This is a genomic window from Psychrobacter glaciei, assembly GCF_014652895.1.
In the GTDB taxonomy this organism is placed as follows: Bacteria; Pseudomonadota; Gammaproteobacteria; order Pseudomonadales; family Moraxellaceae; genus Psychrobacter; species Psychrobacter glaciei.
This window is the reverse complement of the sequence record NZ_BMZR01000003.1, coordinates 332059-349148: the sequence shown is the minus strand read 5'-3', so window position 1 is coordinate 349148 and position 17090 is coordinate 332059. Positions and strand designations below refer to the sequence as shown.

The 17090-nt window shown below is 42.1% G+C and carries 13 protein-coding genes; 6 read left to right on the top strand and 7 right to left on the bottom strand.

What is annotated here, in order from left to right; translation table 11 throughout:
- Nucleotides 1-291: 291 nt before the first annotated feature.
- Both IE130_RS09060 and IE130_RS09055 read right to left on the bottom strand, forming a co-directional pair.
- Complete coding sequence (locus IE130_RS09060; protein WP_189584830.1) at nucleotides 292-1566, bottom strand: saccharopine dehydrogenase family protein; 1275 nt, start codon at nucleotides 1564-1566, stop codon at nucleotides 292-294.
- 235 nt (nucleotides 1567-1801) lie between these two features.
- Nucleotides 1802-3028, bottom strand: coding sequence for a carboxynorspermidine decarboxylase (locus tag IE130_RS09055; protein WP_189584825.1), 1227 nt, complete (start codon nucleotides 3026-3028; stop codon nucleotides 1802-1804).
- Nucleotides 3029-3187: 159 nt separating this feature from the next.
- Between IE130_RS09055 and IE130_RS09050 the strand changes: the two genes are divergently transcribed.
- Complete coding sequence (locus IE130_RS09050; protein ID WP_189584822.1) at nucleotides 3188-3853, top strand: DUF924 family protein; 666 nt, start codon at nucleotides 3188-3190, stop codon at nucleotides 3851-3853.
- A gap of 123 nt (nucleotides 3854-3976) precedes the next feature.
- Here the strand turns inward: IE130_RS09050 and IE130_RS09045 are convergent, their stop codons facing one another.
- The 3 genes from IE130_RS09045 to lpxB form a co-directional block, all read right to left on the bottom strand.
- Complete coding sequence (locus IE130_RS09045) at nucleotides 3977-5155, bottom strand: CAP domain-containing protein (protein WP_189584818.1); 1179 nt, start codon at nucleotides 5153-5155, stop codon at nucleotides 3977-3979.
- 334 nt (nucleotides 5156-5489) lie between these two features.
- Nucleotides 5490-6356: a ribonuclease HII gene (gene rnhB / locus IE130_RS09040; protein WP_189584815.1), complete on the bottom strand. Its 867-nt coding sequence runs from the start codon at nucleotides 6354-6356 to the stop codon at nucleotides 5490-5492.
- Nucleotides 6357-6568: 212 nt separating this feature from the next.
- Nucleotides 6569-7888, bottom strand: a complete 1320-nt coding sequence (lpxB, locus tag IE130_RS09035; protein ID WP_189584813.1) for a lipid-A-disaccharide synthase — start codon at nucleotides 7886-7888, stop codon at nucleotides 6569-6571.
- Nucleotides 7889-8304: 416 nt separating this feature from the next.
- Between lpxB and IE130_RS09030 the strand changes: the two genes are divergently transcribed.
- Nucleotides 8305-9387, top strand: coding sequence for a 3-deoxy-7-phosphoheptulonate synthase (locus tag IE130_RS09030; RefSeq protein WP_010201135.1), 1083 nt, complete (start codon nucleotides 8305-8307; stop codon nucleotides 9385-9387).
- Between the two features lie 174 nt (nucleotides 9388-9561).
- Here the strand turns inward: IE130_RS09030 and pepN are convergent, their stop codons facing one another.
- Nucleotides 9562-12162: an aminopeptidase N gene (pepN, locus tag IE130_RS09025; protein ID WP_189585267.1), complete on the bottom strand. Its 2601-nt coding sequence runs from the start codon at nucleotides 12160-12162 to the stop codon at nucleotides 9562-9564.
- 504 nt (nucleotides 12163-12666) lie between these two features.
- Between pepN and IE130_RS09020 the strand changes: the two genes are divergently transcribed.
- The 3 genes from IE130_RS09020 to IE130_RS09010 all read left to right on the top strand — a co-directional run bounded on the left by IE130_RS09020 (nucleotide 12667) and on the right by IE130_RS09010 (nucleotide 14952).
- Nucleotides 12667-13296 (top strand): DUF6231 family protein, encoded by a 630-nt coding sequence (locus IE130_RS09020; RefSeq protein ID WP_189584809.1) that lies wholly within the window; start codon nucleotides 12667-12669, stop codon nucleotides 13294-13296.
- A gap of 170 nt (nucleotides 13297-13466) precedes the next feature.
- Nucleotides 13467-13985 (top strand): peptidoglycan-associated lipoprotein Pal, encoded by a 519-nt coding sequence (gene pal, locus IE130_RS09015; protein ID WP_189584806.1) that lies wholly within the window; start codon nucleotides 13467-13469, stop codon nucleotides 13983-13985.
- Between the two features lie 172 nt (nucleotides 13986-14157).
- Nucleotides 14158-14952: a 4'-phosphopantetheinyl transferase family protein gene (locus IE130_RS09010; RefSeq protein ID WP_189584803.1), complete on the top strand. Its 795-nt coding sequence runs from the start codon at nucleotides 14158-14160 to the stop codon at nucleotides 14950-14952.
- 120 nt (nucleotides 14953-15072) lie between these two features.
- Here IE130_RS09010 and IE130_RS09005 read toward each other — a convergent pair whose 3' ends face one another.
- A complete protein-coding gene (locus tag IE130_RS09005) occupies nucleotides 15073-15954 on the bottom strand; it encodes a hypothetical protein (protein ID WP_189584801.1) in 882 nt (293 codons plus the stop codon).
- Between the two features lie 591 nt (nucleotides 15955-16545).
- Between IE130_RS09005 and IE130_RS09000 the strand changes: the two genes are divergently transcribed.
- A partial coding sequence (locus tag IE130_RS09000; protein WP_227676177.1) for an IclR family transcriptional regulator occupies nucleotides 16546-17090 on the top strand: 545 nt, incomplete at its 3' end.

Genomic DNA, 17090 nt, shown 5'->3' with positions numbered 1-17090 from the left:
CGAGTATATCTCAGCTTTTTTGTGCCTGTTAGATACCCCGTGATAACGATTATCAAGCGTGGCTATCAGTTAACACATCAAATAGGCAAATCACCGTACTAATAATGATAATCTTCCCAATCATGAGACGTTCATTAAATATAGTCAGTAAAAAGTCATATCGATACATCACATATTGCTGATATCAATTTTAGACACATCTCTATTTAAACGACACAGACCACACAAAAAAGCCCGTCTAACTCTCTGACTGAGAAATTAAACGGGCTTTTTTTGAATGCAGATAACGTATTAAATGTCGAACGCTAGTGCTCTATCGCCTTCGCTATCTTTGATACGTGTTGGCAAACCAATCTTATTGAGTAGGTTGATAAACGGCTTAGCATCTAGCTCTTCGATATTAACCATCTTGCCAGCGTCCCATTCGCCAGTCGCGATCAACATAGCGGCAGCAACGGGTGGCACACCTGCAGTATAAGAAATACCTTGGCTACCAACTTCATTATAAGCGTCTTCATGATCTGAGATATTATAAATAAACACCTCAGTATGGACGCCATTAATAGTGCCTTTGACTTTGTCACCGATGCAAGTCTTGCCCGTATAATTTGGCGCAAGCGAGCTTGGATCTGGTAGCACTGCTTTGACTACTTTCAACGGAATGACTTCTTGTCCTTCAGCGGTCATTACTGGCTGCTCAGAGAGTAGACCTAAACTTTGTAATACCGTAAACACATTAATATAGTGCTCACCAAAGCCCATCCAAAAGCGGATGTTGGGCACATCCAAGTTAGCAGACAACGAGTGCACTTCATCATGACCACTTAAATAGCTATTTTGCACACCAACGACGGGCAGATCATCAGTACGCTTTACTTCAAACATTTTATTAGATTGCCACTTACTGTCCTGCCAAGAATAGACCGTGCCGGTAAATTCGCGGAAATTAATCTCAGGGTCGAAATTGGTGGCGAAATACTTACCATGGCTGCCAGCATTGATATCAATAATGTCAATATCAGTCACCGAGCCTTTATCCATCATGTCATAGCCAAGACGCGCGTAAGCGTTGACCATGCCGGGATCAAAGCCTGCACCCAAAATCGCCGTGACATTGTTGTCCGCACAGCGCTGTTTACGCTGCCATTCATAGTTGTTATACCATGGCGGTGTCTCGCAAATCTTGCGTGGGTCTTCATGAATAGCGGTATCAATATAAGCAACACCTGTCTCAATACAAGCTTCTAGCACCGTCATATTGATAAATGACGAGCCGACATTGATAACGATTTGCACACCAGTATTTTGTATCAACTGTATAAGTGCTGGGCTGTCCATGGCATCAACTTGATGCGTGTGCAAAATAGCTGCTTGTTTAAAACTACCTTTGTCTTTGACACTTTGCGCAATAGCATCACACTTATCTTGAGTACGAGAGGCGATATGAATCTCGCCGAGCACATCATTATGCATCGCACATTTATGCGCGACTACTTGAGCGACACCGCCTGCTCCGATGATGAGTACATCTTTTTTGTTGGGCTTAGCTTGTTGGTTGGTATTCAATGCAACAATCCTCCTTTGTGTCCCTGTCATCGCCTAAGAAATGGCCAGTCAAAACAGAAACGAGTGAATGATATGCGTGAATTAAAAAGGAAGACCGAGGAAAACCCACGCACCCGTCGGGCAAAAATAGCTGGTTTTGCCCGTGGCGATTATAACAATTTTTGCAGGCTTTTCGGCAATAATTAATGGTTAAGATACAATCTGGTTGTGCTCAAGCATCATCGAACGGCGAATACTAAGACAAACTCGCCTTATAATCTTGATAATCAAACTCACGCTGCACATCAATACTGCCATCCAAACGACGAATAACAATCGCTGGCATATTGACGCCATTGAACCAGTTTTTCTTCACCATGGTATAGCCTGCCGCATTACCAAAGGCAATCTTATCGCCTACCTGTAAATGATTAGGTAAGGCATACTCGCCAAAGATATCACCTGCCAAGCAAGAACGACCATAAATAATAGTGTTGTCTGAAATGTCCACTGTTTTAGCCATATCGGCAGGTACAATATCAATCAACTCTTCATTAATAGCCGCAATGGGTGCTGACTCACGGTAAATCAACAAATCCAGCATATGCGCTTCGATAGAAGCGTCAACAACGGCTAGGTTTTTTCCGTTGTGCATCGTATCTAAGACCGTCGTGACCAATGATCCAGCGCCATGAATGCTCGCCTCACCTGGTTCTAGATAGACTTGTACATCGTATTTTTCACTGAAATCTTTCAATCGCGTGGCGAGTTTTTCTAATGGATAATCAGGCGCGATAAAGTGAATGCCACCGCCCAAACTGACCCACTCAAGCTGTGCTAAAACGTCACCAAACCTGTCTTCGATATCCGCCAAACTGTCACTAAAGGCCTCAAAACTGTCATTTTCACAATTGTTATGAATCATGACTCCAGTGATGTCAGCAAGCACTGCTGCAATCTTATCTTTATCATGCTCACCGAGACGGCTAAAAGGACGCGCAGGATCAGCGATGATAAACGATGAGTTGCTAGTCTTTGGGTTTAAACGTAGTCCAACTGGAATATTTTTTGCACCAGCTTGACCTTTAAACGCATTAAGCTGCGAGATAGAGTTAAAGATAATCTTATCGGCATAGCTCAATACTTCATCGATTTCATCTGCGCTATAGGCAACGCTATAGGCATGGGTTTCTTTTTTATCTTCATCATTCTTATCAGCGCTATTATTGCCAAAGGTCTCGTAGCCCAAGCGCACTTCATTAAGCGAAGACGAAGTAGTGCCATGTAAGTAGGGCTGCATCACATCAAACACGCCCCACGTAGCAAAGCATTTGAGCGCCAACAACGCTTTTGCACCAGACAACTCACAAAGTCGCGCAATTATCTGCATATTGGCAACGATTGCTGCTTCATCGAGCAGATAATAAGGCGTTGGTATCGAAGTTGGCATCGAAACTGGTTTGGTATTTTTTGTTGAGTTCATAAGAGACAACCTAATGGCTTGTATATGCGGTAGTAAAGCTTGTGATAACAATGCTTGTTTGTAGTATGAGCGTTTTTTAGTACTGTGCTTTCTTAGCATTGTGACATCGCTAATTAAGTGCGCTATAGTAGACTAAATCCATCATAATTAGAATATCTTATGTCACTATCAACCGATTATTCCAGCGCTGCCAGCCAAACCAACTTATCCAAACTTGAATCCAGAAATATTGATTTGACCCATCTCGACCCTAATGCACGTGCAGTGTTGGATTTTTGGTTTGATAAAAATAATGAGCAGCATTGGTTTGCAAAAAATGATGATTTTGATCAGCGTATTCACGATAAGTTTGGCAAAATCTGGCAGGCAGCAAAACAAGGTGAATGTGCGCCTTGGCGATGGTCTGAAAATCAAAATGATGTGAATAGCTCAATGACTAATTTGGCAGGACGTCTGGCAGAAATTATCGTCTTAGATCAGTTTTCACGAAATCTATGCCGCGGGCAAGCGTGCGCTTTTGCCCAAGACAATATGGCAGTGGTACTAGCACAAGAAGCCATTCAACAGCTGCATTTTGACACGTTACCGATGGAGTGGCGTCGATTTACTATTATACCGTTTATGCATTCTGAATCAGCCGTTATCCATGAGCGCTATTTAACATTGTTTGAGCAACTAAATGACGCGACTACTTTAGACTTTGAACATCGTCATAAAGACGTTATCGATCAGTTCGGTCGTTATCCGCATCGTAATAAAACGCTAGGTAGAGAAACAACTAGTGACGAAAAAGTATTTTTAAAACAGCCAAGCTCTTCGTTTTAATGCTATTTATTTTTTCATATTAAGGTGTATTAAACACGACTTAATATGAAAAAATAGTCAGCAAAATCGAATCAGTAATGATGGTCATCGTTAAAAAATGAAATCATCAAAAATATGAAATCATCAATAATTTACAGTACCCGTTTTAAAGGTAAATTGTTTATTTTCTAAGGTTGAATTATCCACTAATACATCAAAACTGACACGATATTCACTATTGCCATGAAGACCACAGTTTTTATTTTTTTTGCTGGCAATGTTGCAGCTTTTTAAATTGTCTGTAATAGGTAAAATAAAAGCTTCGTTTGCTGGTAGCTCATTGACGGTGTTTTTATGAGGGTCTTGACCATAATCGAGCAATTCAGTAGGCACATCAATATTACGCTGGACATCATGGAACTTGATATTACTGAGTTCAATCGTTTGAGCTGAAGGCATATTGATATAGATAGGTTGCCCAATAGGGTCATTTCGTAAATCGCGACCCGTCCCTTCGACCGGACTTGGTGTTTCGTTATACAGCGCAGTCACAGTGCCACTGACGCCTTGACAAGGATAAGTGAATATTCCTTCAACCTTTTTATCCTTACTCTCCTCCATCACTGCCGAATGGTTCACCAGCACATAGCCTTGGTTATTAGCCTTGTCTTTTTGATAGGGTTTATAAGTAACCATGCCCGTTCCTGTCAAACTCGAGCCTGGCAACATCAAAGAGCGTAGATGATAAGGCGCTGCTAATAACGACTTAGCCATTGCATCTGCCACTATATCGGAGCCAATAATATTGCCTACAGAGCTATAATAAGCAGATTGAGCAATATTCTCCATTACCCCATATTGAACGTTTCTGTAGTTTGCTTGTATTAGCCGATCTGTAAAGCTAAGCCCTTTAAAAAATGGGTTGTTACGACCGGTAACGTTCGCGATATCTTCTATCTGGTTTTCATAATGGGCACTAAAGACAGTGGGTGTGCTATTGGCAAACACATACTTAATATACTTGGCGTGCTGCGTTGCAATATTAACAAGCGCGGGGTCAACGGACAAACCACCAAGACCACAACCAGTACGTGCCAAACTAAATGTGTTATTTGCTATTAATGCTGCTTTTGCATCATTGTCACTTGCAATATCGTCATTTTGACCACTAGGCTCATCAGTCGCGGTCTCATTTGGAATAGCAGCAGGTGGTGTCGCACTGTTCGACTTATTATCTGAATCCCCGCCACCACCGCCACAAGCCGTTAAAAACATCGTCAAAAATATGACTGCAGTAAGGTTTTTTTGAGAAGTATTAACCATGATCTCGTATCCTATAAAATGGTGAATTTTATATAAATCGGATACAGTGTCAGGCTCACTTAATGTGTTATTAATATTATTCTGTGCCTTCCTTAGCATCCAAAATATTTTAAACTATCTATATGACTTACGATAAAAATCAGCATCGCAACCTTAATTATGAATTAGTCAGCTTTTAATATAACTAAATATATATTGTATTACAACAGATATATGCTTTTACATGTTTAAAAAAATCCGTTCGCTTATTAATAAGTGAACGGATTTTTTTAAACATGTAAAATTAAATTATTATGTACAAGCTATTTATAAAATGTATTTTTTCTATTTAACCTCAACTCTCTATCGCTTTTCGCACTGGTGCAAAGCTACGTCTATGCGCTGGCAACACACCATATTTTTCAATCGCTTCTATATGCGCTTTGGTCGGATAGCCTTTATGTTTGGCAATACCATACTCTGGATGCTCAGTATCAAGCATATACATGGCAGTATCACGGCTAACTTTTGCCAATATACTGGCTGCAGCAATGCTGGTATGACGTGCGTCTCCTTTTACCCATGCTTGACAGTCAATCTTAGAGGTTTCTATACCTAACTTGGCCAGCATCACATAGTCTATATTAGGGCAGCGATTACCATCAAACAAAACCTCGAATTGCATCATAGATGTAGCTATATGTTTGGCAATAATTTCCAACAATACTTCCGTACATAAGCGCATACCGAGCATCGTTGCTTGTAAAATATTAACCTGATCGATGACTGCTGCTGGTATTTCAGCGATGACAAAACCTATCGCATGCTGCTGCACCAACGGATAAAGAATATCGCGTTTTTTTTCGCTCAACTGCTTAGAATCCGTCAATATAGATAAAGGTGTGTCTTTTAACGGTTGCGCCTCAATCAGTCCTGCCCAAGTCATAGGCAGTATTGCCGCCGCAACATTGACACTACCCAACAGTGGACCACGCCCTGCCTCATCCACACCTATTTGTAGCGTTGAGCGTTCTACATGCTGTTGGGTATTTAAGTGTGGCTCTTTATTTATCCCATATTCAGCGAGCAGCTTAGTCACATTGACTTGCCCATATAAATGGATAGGTTCGGCTAAATCAATGTACTGAGATTTTATATCAATCTGTTGAATTTTTCTGTCAATCGGAATAATAAGATCTTTGACTTCGTTCTGAATGCTCATGATTTTTTGCTGTCTTATTGATTAGGGCGTGTCTTCATTTCAAAAATGGTGATAAAAATGAGATAAATTGCCGTCAAACAAGAAAAACAGCGCAGATAATATCGGGATATTAACCAGCTATTTGACAATGTTTGGCAAGATTTAGCCCATTTAGATGACTATCGAGTGAATTGAAGACACGCACTAGAGTGGTGAAGATAGATGATGAGCAATTATCCCTTACTGCTTATGCTGGTCTTTTCTTGCACAAACCATTGCTCAATTACGCTATCAGCAGGGTAATGATTGCTTTGCTGCTGTAATAGCTGTTTGGTTGCGACAAGCGCTTTCAATTGCTCTGCGTAAGCACGCGGTTGCAAGAGACGCATGACGGTACGACAGATATTATCGCCACTCGCCTGCTCTTGTATCAGCTCAGGTACGATGGCGGTGTCGGCTAGAATATTGGGTAGCGCCACATAAGGAACTTTGACCAGACGCTTGGCGATCTGATAGGTCAGCTGATTTAATTGATACACCACCACCATTGGACGCTCAAGCAGCATCGCCTCTAACGTTGCCGTACCTGACGCCAGCATCACGATATCCGATGCAGCCATGGCCTGCTGACTGAATGCTGGTTGACTGTCATCATAGACCACAACGATCGCGGCACGCAGCTGCTCTGAGCGCTGGTCAATGACATCTTGGACAATATATTGATGATTTTGATCGACCGTCGGAATGATAAAGCACAGCTTTGGATCTAACAATATGAGCTTTTGAATGCCATCCAGCATGAGAGGCAAAATAGCCGTTATCTCGCCGCGCCGAGAGCCTGGCATCACACAAATAAGCTGGCTAACGTCATCAAACCGTTCAATAAAAAACTGCTGCAAACCATCGTTGTGCCAGACCAACTCACTGCGCCTCTGATTGATGGACGTCTCTATCAATGCCTGATCAATAGTACGTAATAAAGGATGACCCACACATATCGCTGGATGATTATGGCGCTCATATACTGGTAGCTCAAAAGGAAATAGGCAGAGCACAAGGTCGGTCGCTGCTTTAATATTATGAATACGTGACTCGCGCCACGCCCAAATAGAAGGGCTCACATACTGTACACAGAAGACGCCTTTTGGTTTTAATTTTTTAGAGACTCGTAGATTAAAATCAGGCGCATCAATACCGATAAACCAGTCAATATTGGCCGTCTTAAATGCGCTCAATAGCTCGCGCCGCGCTTTCAGTAAGTCTGGCAGCTGTGCCATGACTTCCACCAAGCCCATCACCGCTAAACGTTCTAACGGAAAAATACTTTGCAATCCTTGCGCTTGCATTTTTGTACCACCTACACCTACCCAGACGATATCATCACGTAGGTTGTTCATCTGCTGCATAAAATCTGCGCCCAAACTGTCACCAGATACCTCACCTGCAACGATGGCTATCACCAGCGGTGCAGCATTTATATTAGGTACCTGAGAATCCGTCTCTGTTTGATGAATAAGGTCAGTCTGGTGATGAGACGTAGCAGAATCTGTCATGACAAGCTCTCAATATTAGAAATATACAAATAAAATAAATGAAACGTTATTATAAAATATAACGTAGCAAATCAGCGATAGTGCCTTATGACCGATACACATTATTAGCCTGCATGGCTTTAACTTTCTATCGTTGATGTTGCTATCATACGTGACGATGATACAAATAGCTAAATTCACGCATAAAAGCTGAACGTTAAGCCTCCAAAAATCTAACTGACCCTAATAGACGGAAAAACGAAAGGCTAAACGTGCATTTGAAAATTCAAATATAGCGCTAAGTGTATACAAGTATAACTAAGTTTTGGTTTGGACATTCCAGTTATCAGTCAATTAACTGCACGACTGCCCTTGTCAACCAGCACTTTTGTCCTCATAATGATTATTCCTATAAATCAGCTAGACGATATATAATCATGACAACTACAGCTACCCATAATGCAGATATTGACGACGTGAATATTGAAAAATTTATTCCCTTGATCACTCCCGATGAGCTAAAAACTGAGCTGCCTTTATCAGAAGAAGCCTACAAAACCGTTTTAAAAGGTCGTAACACTATCCAAGATATTTTGGACGGTAAAGACAAGCGTCTGTTTGTGGTCATTGGCCCCTGCTCTATCCACGATATCAAAGCCGCCCACGAATATGCCGATCGCTTAGCTATATTGGCAAAAGAGATCGAAGACAGCATATTTGTTGTGATGCGCGTGTATTTTGAAAAACCACGTACCACGGTCGGCTGGAAGGGTATGATCAACGACCCTGACATGAATGACAGTTTCGATATCGAAAAGGGTCTGCGTACCGCTCGTAAGTTACTGCTTGATTTGAATGAAAAAGGCTTACCTTGCGCGACTGAAGCATTGGATCCAAATACCCCGCAGTACATGCAAGATTTGATCAGCTGGTCAGCAATTGGCGCTCGTACCACTGAAAGCCAAACGCATCGTGAAATGAGCTCTGGCTTATCATGCCCAGTTGGCTTCAAAAACGGTACAGACGGCGGTATGACAGTCGCAGTTAACGCCATGCAAGCAGTTAAAGAAGGCCATAGCTTCTTAGGGTTATCATCAGATGGTAAAGTCTCCATCATCAAATCTAAAGGCAACCCTTACGCCCACGTGGTACTTCGCGGTGGTAATGGCAAGCCTAACTATGATGAGACAGCCGTTGCGCAAGTGGAAAACGAGCTGGCAAAAGGCAAGACCAATAGCAAGATTATGATCGACTCAAGTCATGCCAACTCAGGTAAAGACCCGTACTTGCAGCCGATGGTTATTAATAACGTCGCCGAGCAAATTCAAAATGGTAACAAATCCATTATCGGTATGATGATTGAGAGTCACCTAAAAGGCGGCAGTCAAAAGCTTACTGCTGATTTGAGCCAGCTTGAGTATGGTAAATCTATCACCGATGGTTGCTTAGATTGGGATAGCACAGTCACTGCGCTATACAGTCTACGTGATATGGTAAAAGATGTATTGCCTAACCGTTAATAGCGATTGGCCATAATGAATCATTATTAGGCCAATCAGCAAAAAGCCCGTTTGACATAATTAGTGTCAAACGGGCTTTTTTATGCTTTAACTTATAAAATCATGTGCTTTTTTAGGGCGTGTCCTCACTTTAAAAATGAGATAAATTGAGGACACCCTCCCAAGCTAGCCGCCCTACTTATTTGCGGCGCCTAGTACGCTCGTTAAGCTTTCAAGCACATGTTTAGAAGACACAGCTTGCTGTAAATCTAACAGCTTATCATGCGCCATCTGACGACGTGGCTCAGACAAGGTATTCCAGCGTGCCAGCACTTGCAACAAACGCGATGCTAAGACAGGGTTGGCATCATCCAACTTTTTAATCACAGCGATATAGATATCTAAACCCTCTTCCGTCCATAAGACGGTCGGCTGCGAGGTAAAGGCACTGATGACTGAGCGCACACGATTGGGCGTATTCCAATCAAAATCAGTATGAGTGAGCAACGATTGAATAGCTTCAGTAGTGACCGTATCAGCTGATGCTTGCACGCTAAACCATAAATCGATGACCAAGTCATTATTTTGGAAGCGATTATAAAAGTCCGCCAAATAAGCATCCGCATCTGCCAATTGATGATTGACCATCACCTTTAACGCGCCGAAACGCTCTGTCATACAGCTGGCATTATCATACTGCTGCTGTGCCCATTCATTGGCACCATCAACGTTAGCCGTCAATGCCATGTCTAATACCACATTGCGCAAGGCACGAGTACCGCGAGCTTCGGCACTATCTTCATAAGACTGCATTGGCAGCTGTTTATAAAGTGTTGCCCATTGATTTTTTAAAGCATCTGCCAGCTGTTGATATAAGCCTTCGCGCTGTTGTTTAACCAATTCTGGGTCGTAATCTGTATGAATGGCAGATGCCAGCTCTTGCGCTGATGGGATATCGAGCAAACGCGCTGCCAACATTGCATCGTCAGTAGCCAATGTAGGTAATGTCTTGGCGACTGCTTGCAGATAGACGTCAGGACTGCTTTTCGAGCCTCGTCCCTGTAGTAAAATGCGATTTACCAGCATTTGTGTCACTTGCCAGCGGTTAAAACCATTGGTTTCATGCTTAAGCAAAAATGCCAAATCTTCATCTTGATAATCATAATTAAGCTGGACTGGCGCACTGAAATCACGTAGCAGCGATACGACCGGCTCACCAGCCACATTTTCAAAGACAAAGGTTTGCGTTGCTTGATCGAGCAGCAGCATACGCTCGGTAACGATGTCACCAGAATCTTTGTCAAATAATGCGGTCGCTACGGGAATTGGTAAAGGTTTAGGCGCATCAAAACCACTAACATGACGGGTTTGCTGACTTAAAGTAATGGTTAACGTTTGCGTGGCGCTATCGTAATCTTGATGACCAGACACCACTGGTGTACCGGGCTGACGATACCAGTCGATAAAGTCTTCAATTTTATCATCAGTAATACTGAGCGCAGACAAGAAGTCCTCAACGGTAACCGCTTGCCCATCGTAACGACGGAAATACTCATCCGTGCCTTTACGGAAGTTATCAGCCCCCAAGGTATTGGCAATCATACGGACGATTTCAGCACCTTTTTCATAGACGGTCGTCGTGTAAAAGTTATTAATCTCCACGAAACTTTCAGGGCGTACAGGATGTGCAAGTGGCCCTGCGTCCTCGGCAAACTGATGGGCACGCAAAGTCGCGACATCATCGATACGCTGTACGGCACTCGACTGCTGATCGGCTGAAAAGGATTGATCACGGTAGACGGTAAAGCCTTCCTTCAAGCACAGCTGGAACCAATCGCGGCATGTGATGCGATTGCCTGTCCAGTTATGAAAGTACTCATGCGCGATGATGGCTTTCACACTAAAGCTACGCGAGTCCGTCGTGGTCTCAGGGCTAGACAACACACAAGCAGTGTTAAAAATATTGAGACCCTTGTTTTCCATCGCGCCCATATTAAACTGACTAACGGCAACAATCATATAGCGGTCTAAATCATAAGCTCGACCATAATTGACCTCATCCCATTTCATTGAATCTTTTAGGGCTTGCATACCGACATCACACTTATCGATATCGGCAGACTTGGCGTATATTTCCAGCAAAATGTCTCGACCTTCGCTGGTGGTATAAGAATCTGTCAATACATCCAAATCAGCGACGACACAGGCAAACAGATAGCTTGGTTTATTGGTCGGATCGTGCCAGATCGCATAATGACGGTCTGGCGCATCTGCGACCTCACCTGCTTCAACCAAATTACCATTGGCCAATAGTGTCGGATAGCGCTTATCCGCCTCAAGACGGGTGGTGAATATCGCGAGCACATCAGGGCGATCTGGATAAAAAGTAATCTTGCGAAAGCCTTCTGGCTCACATTGAGTCACAAACATGGTGTCGTCGCCACTACCCGCCATATAAAGTCCTTCTAGGGCGGTATTGGTCTGCGGGCAGATGCGTACTTGAATCTCTAAAACAAGCTCATCAGGTACATTCGCAATCGTCAACGTGCCTGCTTGCTGTTGATAATCTTCAACCGTTAATGGCTTACCATTCATCGTAACGGCGATTAGATCCAACTCCTCACCGAATAATACGAGATCTCCTGCTGTTTGACGTACCATCTTTAGGGTGCTGTCTACCTGCGCATGATCTTCGAACAGCTTAATATCTAAATCAACCGTTTCCACATCAAAGCTTGGTTTTTTATAATCTTTTAAGTTGATTTTACTTGGTGCATGCGGCGGCACATCTGGCATGTCAGGATTGATAATTTGAGCATCAGTTTCAGCAGTAGACATAGGGATTCCTATTATTATTTATGGTAAAAAGCATGATAAATTACGTTGTAACGGGTAATCAATTAGCACAATTTTTATGATTGTTAGAATGATAGCGACATTTAGGGCCTATCATCAATTAGCACATTGATACATTTAGTGGTCTTAATAGTGGTCTTAATAGTGGTCTTAAAATGGCTAAATTTTGCCAAACATCGTCAACAATCTTGTCAATATATTCATATTTACGGCAATTCCTGTCTTGTTTGACTGCAATTTTCCTCATTTTAAGCCTCACAATCTAAATGATGACACGCCCTAGCTACATTGACCTAAACAGCCAAATTTCAAGAGCCACCCTTCAGGTTATTACGCCTATCATCCAAAACAAAGATCAAAAACGTCAATCATCAATTGGATAGTATCAATGAAAATGATTTAATAGAGGCATTGATCACTAATACTTAATAAACGGCCTATTTTATGACAACGCAACCTACTAGTCGCGCAACCATTACCTTACCACTTTTGATGGATTACATTGATGTACTATTGCCATCGTTAGCAATAAAGGTAGCCACACCAGAAACACCTGAGCAAACTGCTATTAGACAGACTAGTGATAGCTCTGATGATAGCTCCGAGCTGTTATGGATTGTGCAAGATAAAGCTGAACGTTTGACACTACAGACATCCCTAAAAAATCTCGATAATAAAAAAGGGAAAACACAGTTATCAACGTTGTCAGAACTCACCCAGCAGCAACTCCCTGAACGTTATGAGCTCGCTTGCTTTTGGCTACCCAACTTATCAGCAGAGCTGCTACCCCAATATATCCCATTGCTCATGCGCTATCGTGATCTTTATGCCGCGCACCTACTGATTGCACTCGATAGCACCCTAGACTTAAAAGCTTATGGCTTTACGCCATTTGATATTTTAAGCGAACCTTCTTTGAAAGACGCTGGTAGCCGTGCTATTCATGCCTCTTCGTCAACTGACTCATTGCCAACACTGTGGCAGTTTAATTTGTACGATTATAAGCAATTACCCAACTGGTTGAACGCTGACTACTGGGCCAATCCTGAAAACTGGGGCAAGCATCGCTGGTAGAAGTCGAAAGGTTATTTGAATACTGTAGAGCCGGTTATGTAATTTATAGATTGTTTACAGTAATACTACTTACATAAAGTAACATTTAGTATATGATAGATGATAATTGCCTAATTTTTATCATTAGCAGTTCAGAACAACAAATTTTATTAAAATTTCAGGAGCTCATCATGTCAATCAGTTTTTCTAAGATCGCTGTCCTCGCTGTACTCTCAAGCGCCGTTGCAATAACCACTGGTTGTGCGACTAAACGTACTACCTCTGAAGTCGTGGTTGCGCCATTAGGCATCCCAGGTGGTCAAGTCGGCTACAACGGTGCCGTGATTGTAGACAATTCAAGCGCGGTTATTACTGGTGCTGAGAATCTGCAAGCGGTTGTTTACTTTGGCTTTGACAGCAGTGAAATCACCTCACAAGCGGCCAGCGTCTTGAACCAACACGCAGGCTTGTTGAGCTCAAACCCAGCCGCTGGTGTCGTGATCGCTGGTCATACCGATGAGCGCGGTAGCCGTGAATACAATATTGCCCTTGGTGAACGTCGTGCCCAATCAGCACGTAACTACCTTGCTGCTCAAGGTATTGCTGCCAACAATATCCGTGTCATCAGCTATGGTGAAGAGCGTCCTGCTGCTGCCGGCAATACTGAAGACGCCTATGCACAGAATCGTCGTGCTGAATTGTCTTACTAAGACCGGTACAACTGATAACAATCAATAAAGCGTCATTCGCTTTATAAAAGCCCAGTAATATTAATATTGCTGGGCTTTTGAGTTTTTATTGCGTTAAGATAACGGAATCACTCGTTTCCAAGCTTTTTATGCTAAAAAGAGCTAACCCATTAATGATTATTAAATATAAACAATGCCAACCTTACCGTTAACTCACATTCAGTACACTCAGCTCGATCCGATGACATGGTGTGCAACCGCACAAGTGAGCGAACCGCTGTATGTAAACACTAAAGCTATATGGGGTAAATCGACACGCTTATCAGCTCCTCATGTCCTAAATACGGATTTTCATAAAATATCTCGTATTAACTGGTATTACCACCCCTTGCAAAGCCAGTTATCCGTAAAAGAAGTTGCTCACAACCAACGTCAACGGCAGCGTAAAGGCGTTCGGTTACTGCTAAAAGCCTTACTCAATAAGTTAGAAATCACTGATATCTTAAATGAATCAAGCTTCCCCTATCGACTGATTGAGAGTCAACATTATGTATGTTTCAGTCATACAGATATGGGTCATCGAAGTGATAGTGGTAAAGATTCTGAGCATAACAACAGTAGAATGCCAAGCAATCATATCGCAGTAGCCATCAGTCGTCGCCATACCGTGGGGATCGATATAGAGACCAATGAGGTTGCATGGCATGTGGCGCAGCGTTTTTACCATCCTCATGAAACTGCTGCATTACAAGTATTACCCACAAGTGAACGTAGTGCTATCACTAAGCTACTATGGCAAATAAAAGAAAGTTTTATCAAGGTTTATCAGTATAAGTTGGCACAAGGCTTAGGAGTGGATTATTCCTACTTAATACCTAGCCTGATCAACATCGTCAATGAAAACGCTTCTTTATCTGTTATCAGCGATAATAAGGCTAGCTATCGCATTGTCGTTTTGCCCTCTCAGCAAACTGTTATTGTTTTTTAAATAGTATTTGCAACAATCTCCACAGATAAGACTTTCCCTTTATTTTAGACGAAAAAAAACGACCCGAAGGTCGCCTTTTTTTACGCTTAATCTAAATACAGTGCTTAGACTGTGATTAGATTAGAAACGGTAAGTTGCACCAAGTTTAACAATTGGTAACCACTCTAGGTAGTTTTCTTCTTCAAGTTCTTGCTCTGCTGATGCTGCTAAATCTTTACCAGTAAGTCCTACAATAGGAGTACCGTTAGAATCTTCTGCAAGAAGAGCTTGATCAGGATTTAAGCTAGTGATAGTAGCGTCAGTTTTACCCATATATGCTGCACCGATCTCACCGAACACACCCCAGTTTTTGCTAATGTTAGGGCGGAAGCCGATAGTAGCATAAGGTGCCAACTTGTTACGGTGCTCTAGTGTACCTTCAAGGCTAACACCATTAGCATCATATTTAACATCATCCACTTCATAAAAACCGCTTATACCACCATCCGCATTAGCAGTCACGTCGATATCGTTGTCAGGTACGATGATACCAGCACCCATAGTGAACCAGTTAGCAGCAGGACGTAGTTGTACGCCTAGGTATGGGTTGCTGAAATCAGAATCAACGTCGTAGTTTACGCCGTTAGCATCAAAGTCACCGCCGAAAAGGTCAGCTACATCACCACCTGCCCAACCGGCTTGTAATTCAGTTTTGTCATTCATTGCCCAAGCAACGTTAGCACCATAACCTAGTGTACCAACTTCAGCGCTAACAGCGGCTGGATTAACAGCTGTTTGAAAGAAAGTTTTAGTACCACCAACAACTGCACCAGTCGTGTTACGTACCATACCAGCATCAGCATTGTATGCATAAGCAGGCTCAGCTTGGTAAGCAACAGCTACAGGCTCAGCTTCGTATACGACGGCATCAGCACTGTCAACAACGATAACAGGTTGAGCAGCTAAAGCTGCAGTTGATGCTAAAATAGCAGCAGAGATTGCAGATAATTTAATAAGTTTCATAATTACTCTCCTAAAGTGTGAAATAACTCGCCCGTAAAAAATGATAATTTAGCTTTTTTTTAAACCACCATTTTGTTGAGCAGATTAAAACAATTTTGACTCAAAAAGTCACCCCTATTGACGCGCTTTTTATTTGCCATTATGTAAAGATTGCATAGAAATTGTAATAATTACTACACTAACCCGCAAAACTTCATGTTCCTGTTACACAACGCTCTCAAAGTAACTCAAGAGCACAGACATGAATATCAGCTGGCTTAATATTCATGTGATGGTATTACAAAATATGTCATTATGATGAATGAGCCGCTGAACCAACTCAATAGTAGTTAGTTAGCTTATTACTACCATTTGTTGTGATTTGTGAGTTGACGTATCTTTTATTACTTATATAAAAATTCACGCTAACAAATAAAACGATATAAATGATCTCATATAACGAGACTAACGCTTGCCTCAACCGAATATTATGCTAAATTAGTTGTTATGATAGATTTGTTATAGAACGTCAGTAATGTCACTATTTGTCTTATTTATGAAAATCTTGTGATGCTGTCTGCTTTATTTCTTTACTCCTACTGAGCCATACATATGCCTAAAGTATCGTCGATTACCCGTGTACTAGAAATCATAGAAGCGGTGTCCTATGCTTCAAAACCGCTTTCTCCACTTGAGCTCTCACAGGAACTAGACATTCCTAAACCGACCATCCATAGATTAATTCAAAACTTAGTTGATGATGGTTTTTTGACCGTTGATATTGGTGGCGGTATTATTCCTGGCAAACGGGTACGCAATCTGAGTGTTGAGCTCTGGCAACAACGTCTATTCTTTAATGAAAGGCAGATGATCCTGCAAAAGCTGGTTAACGAAATTAAAGAAACTTGCGGGATTGGTATTCCCTATCATATGGATATGATTTATACCAACCGTGCACAAACGACCTTACCATTGCAGATTTATCTCCCTGTAGGGGCAAAATCACCCATGTGGTGTACAGCGACAGGTAAGCTATATTTGAGCCAGTTGTCTCATACTAGCCGTCATAAAATATTGCAAGGTTTGCCACTAGATAAGTTCACCAAAAACACTATCACCGATATTGATGCATTGAATGCTGAGCTTGATCGTATCGC